Source organism: Meiothermus hypogaeus, from assembly GCF_003574035.1.
GTDB lineage: Bacteria > Deinococcota > Deinococci > Deinococcales > Thermaceae > Meiothermus > Meiothermus hypogaeus.
This window is the reverse complement of record NZ_QWKY01000147.1, coordinates 1-3134: the sequence shown is the minus strand read 5'-3', so window position 1 is coordinate 3134 and position 3134 is coordinate 1. Positions and strand designations below refer to the sequence as shown.

Sequence of the window (3134 nt, the reverse complement as noted above, 5' to 3'; positions counted from 1 at the left end):
ACCTTCTCGTTGGGGCGTGGCCCTACCTGATGATCCACCGTCTCCACCAGCTTCATCCGATCCATGATTCCAGCCACCAGACCCAGGTGGGCCAGGTCGTAGACCTGAAGATCAGCGTCGGTTTCCATCCCAAAATCCTAAAGTCAGGGTAGAGGGGTGCGGAATGTGGGTTTAACCCTCCGGCTGGCCTATATGTCCTGTAGCACAGTGAGGTGAGGCATCTGATGCGCTTCAGCTCCCTGCCTTCACTACCCCAGAGCAGTACCGGATTCCTCGTCGCACTGCGTGCGCCCCGGAATGACGGGAGATTTGAAGTATCCCGACGACTTTGTTGCCAGACCACCCATTGCCTTCCCTATTAGAACGCACCTGAGCCATCCAGGGATGCGCGGGCTTTGCGATATGATTTCTCGCAATGGGCGAGCCCCTTTTGCGACTCCAAAACATCACCAAGCGCTTCCCAGGGGTAGTGGCCAACGATGGGGTGAGCCTCGAGGTCTACCCCGGCGAGGTACTGGCCTTGCTGGGCGAGAATGGGGCGGGCAAGTCCACCCTGATTTCCATTCTGTATGGCCTGTACCGCCCCGACGAGGGCGAGATTTTCATGGAAGGTCGTCCCGTCCGGATCACCTCGCCGGTGAATGCGCTCAAGCTGGGCATCGGTCTGGTGCCCCAGCACCCTACGCTGGTGGGCCGTCACACGGTGGCGGAGAACCTGGCCTTAGGCATTGGAACCCCCTTGCTGCCGGCCCGGCGCATCGTGCCCCTGATCGAACGCATTGCCCAGGGATATGGCCTCGCTATTGACCCCCAGGCCCACGTCCACCAGCTTTCGCCGGGCGAGAAGCAGCGGGTCGAGATTGTGCGGGCTTTGCTGCGGGGGGCCAAGGTGCTCATCCTGGACGAGCCCACCAGCGTCCTCACCCCACAGGAGGCCGAGTCCTTGTTCCGGGTGATGCGCGAACTGAAGGCGGCGGGCAAGTCGCTCATCTTCATCTCGCATAAGCTCGAGGAGGTGCTGGCCATCGCCGACCGCTGCACGGTGCTGCGCCGGGGCAGGGTAGTGGGCAGCCTGCCCACCCCTGAGGCCAGCAAAACCAAGCTGGCCCAGATGATGGTAGGGCACAGCGTGAGCTTTGAACGCAAGCGCGCCAATCCGCAGATGGGTGAGGTTTTGCTGCGTGTAGAGGACTTGCGGGTTCGGTCGGGCCGCAATCTCCCTGCTTTGCGGGGGGTTAGCTTTGAGCTATGCGCGGGGGAAATTCTGGGGATTGCCGGGGTTGCGGGCAACGGCCAGAGCGAGCTGGTGGAGGTGCTGGCCGGTTTGCGCAAAATGGAGGGCGGGATGGTGCGGCTGGCCGGACAGCCCCTGGTTGCCAACCCGGCCCGGTTGTTTGCCCAGGGGGTGGCGCACATCCCCGAAGACCGCATTCATATGGGCACTGTTCCCAGCATGAGCGTGGCCGAGAACCTGGCTTTGCGTTCTTTTAACCGGCCCCCCTTTACCCGTGGCCTGTTGCTCAACCCGTTTGCTTTTGCCGCCCATGCCCAGGCAAAAATCCGCGAGTATGCCGTAGCGACCCCCGGCCTGCACACCCCCTCACGCCTGCTTTCGGGCGGCAATATCCAGAAGGTGATTCTGGCCCGCGAGCTCTCCGGGCAGCCCCGCCTGATTCTGGCGGTGCACCCGACCTATGGCCTCGACATCGGGGCAACCGAGCAGGTGCACCGGGTGTTGCTCGAGAAAACCTACCAGGGGGCGGGGGTGCTTCTGGTCTCGGAAGACCTGGAAGAGTTGCTCTCGCTATCCGACCGGATTGCGGTGCTCTACCAGGGGAGGCTGCGGGGCCCCTACCCGGTGGGTCAAATCTCCCGTGAACAGGTGGGGCTTTTGATGACCGGAGGTGAGGCGTGAGGCTCGAGCCCCTGGAAAGCCCCTCCCGCTACCGCGTGCTAGGGGTCACGCTGGCCGCTTTGGGGGTGGCCTTTGTACTGGTGGGCGGGCTCTTTGCGGCCTATGGACTCCATCCGCTCGAGGCCTACCGCGCCATGCTCTCGGGTACCCTGCTAGACGCCAAGGGCTGGCAGGAAATTTTGCGCCGCAGCATTCCCTTGCTGCTCATTGGGGTGGGCCTGACCCTGGCCTTTCGCACCCAGTTCTTTAACATTGGGGCCGAAGGCCAACTGCTGCTGGGGGCGGTGTTTGCTGCGGGGGTGGCCCTGTTCGTGCCCCTGCCCCCCTGGCTCAGCCTACTGGGAATGGGGCTGGCCGGGGCTTTGGGCGGGGCGTGGTGGTGCTTGCTGGCCGCCTGGCTCAAAACCCGTCTGAGCGTCAACGAGATCCTCACCACCCTGATGCTCAACTATGTGGCCCAGTCGCTGGTGATTTTTCTGATTAACGGCCCCTGGAAGGGGAAGGATGCTCGGGGCTACATCTATTCCGACCGCTTCGCCGAGTACCAGCAGATTGCGGTGCTCCCCGGAACCAACGTCCACTGGCCCACCTTGCTTTTAGGGGTGGTGTTGGCGCTGGTCTTGCAGCTGATGCTGGTCCGCACCCCCATCGGCTTTCAGATGCGGGTGGTGGGAGAGAATCCGGGTGCGGCCCGCTACCTGGGCATCCCCGGAGGCCGGGTTATCCTCTGGGTAGCGCTGATTACGGGTGGATTGGCGGGGCTGGCCGGGGTAGGCGAAATTGCCGGCATCCACCACCGCCTAATAGAGCCGGGGCAGCTATCATCTGGCTATGGCTTTACCGCCATTATTGTGGCTTGGCTGGCCCGGGGTAACCCGGCGCTGGTGCTCCTCACCGCCCCCCTGATGGGCCTGATTCTGGCCGGGGGCGACCTGCTCAAGGTGAGCCTCAACATGCCCTTTCGCATCGTGGATGTTTTTAGTGGCGTTATGCTGATGTGCTTGATTGCCTCGGAGGTTTTTCTCCGCAACCGCGTGCGCTGGGGCCGGTAAAGCGCCGCTATTCTTTGACCTGAGGCACCGATATGGAAGAAATTCTAAACGCCCTCGCTCGAGCCCTCTCCTTCGGCACGCCCTTGCTCATTGCCTGTCTGGGGGCCATCCTGAACGAACGGGCCGGGGTGGTGAACTTGGGGGTGGAGGGGATGATGGCCTTGGGG

The 3134-nt window shown here is 62.9% G+C and carries 3 protein-coding genes and 1 pseudogene; 3 read left to right on the top strand and 1 reads right to left on the bottom strand.

Going from position 1 to position 3134, the window contains the following annotated elements; genetic code table 11:
• Window positions 1–128, bottom strand: a 128-nt coding sequence (locus Mhypo_RS17495; protein ID WP_119341926.1) for a DUF4277 domain-containing protein, incomplete at its 3' end; no start/stop codon positions are given.
• Window positions 129–415: 287 nt separating this feature from the next.
• On the opposite strand from Mhypo_RS17495, the gene Mhypo_RS17490 reads away from it, so the two are divergent.
• From Mhypo_RS17490 to Mhypo_RS18685, 3 genes and pseudogenes are all read left to right on the top strand, one after another.
• The gene (locus Mhypo_RS17490; protein ID WP_119342497.1) at window positions 416–1915 is read left to right on the top strand and encodes an ABC transporter ATP-binding protein; all 1500 of its coding nucleotides are present in this window, start codon (window positions 416–418) and stop codon (window positions 1913–1915) included.
• A complete protein-coding gene (locus Mhypo_RS17485) occupies window positions 1912–2967 on the top strand; it encodes an ABC transporter permease (protein ID WP_119342496.1) in 1056 nt (351 codons plus the stop codon). Before Mhypo_RS17490 ends, Mhypo_RS17485 begins: the two co-directional genes overlap by 4 nt.
• Before the next feature lie 32 nt (window positions 2968–2999).
• A pseudogene (locus tag Mhypo_RS18685) lies at window positions 3000–3134 on the top strand (ABC transporter permease); the annotation flags it as partial.

What these genes read in the sequence shown, in the direction of transcription:
- Mhypo_RS17490 (WP_119342497.1), top strand. Translation starts at nt 416, where the DNA reads ATGGGCGAGCCCCTTTTGCGACTCCAAAACATCACCAAGCGCTTCCCA.